Raw genomic sequence first — 387 nt, forward strand, 5'->3', positions numbered from 1 at the left:
GATCACAACCCCGGTAACCCCGAAGTTGCGGATCTTGCGTGCGCGATACTGGGATTGAACCAGTGACCTCTTCCGTGTCAGGGAAGCGCTCTCCCGCTGAGCTAATCGCGCGGGGTGAAGCCCTCAGGCTCCAGTGGACGATACTGGGATTGAACCAGTGACCTCTTCCGTGTCAGGGAAGCGCTCTCCCGCTGAGCTAATCGTCCTTGGAGGTGGAGACGGGATTTGAACCCGTGTAGACGGCTTTGCAGGCCGTTGCCTCGCCTCTCGGCCACTCCACCAGGAGTGTGGGTTCGGGAAGATCCCCCCACGTTCCTGCGAGCGGACGACCAGGTTCGAACTGGCGACCTCAACCTTGGCAAGGTTGCGCTCTACCAACTGAGCTAC

3 tRNA genes are annotated in these 387 nt (G+C 60.5%); all 3 read right to left on the bottom strand.

What is annotated here, in order from left to right:
* Nucleotides 1–39: 39 nt before the first annotated feature.
* The 3 genes from F3T56_RS22790 to F3T56_RS22800 all read right to left on the bottom strand — a co-directional run bounded on the left by F3T56_RS22790 (nt 40) and on the right by F3T56_RS22800 (nt 281).
* Nucleotides 40–111 (bottom strand) — tRNA-Val (locus F3T56_RS22790).
* Nucleotides 112–134: 23 nt separating this feature from the next.
* Nucleotides 135–206: transfer RNA gene (locus tag F3T56_RS22795), tRNA-Val, on the bottom strand.
* A 1-nt stretch (nt 207) separates the two neighbouring features.
* A tRNA-Cys gene (locus F3T56_RS22800) sits at nt 208–281 on the bottom strand.
* Nucleotides 282–387 lie beyond the last annotated feature (106 nt).

Origin of the sequence: Streptomyces tailanensis (genome assembly GCF_008386495.1) — a bacterium.
GTDB lineage: Bacteria > Actinomycetota > Actinomycetes > Streptomycetales > Streptomycetaceae > Streptomyces > Streptomyces tailanensis.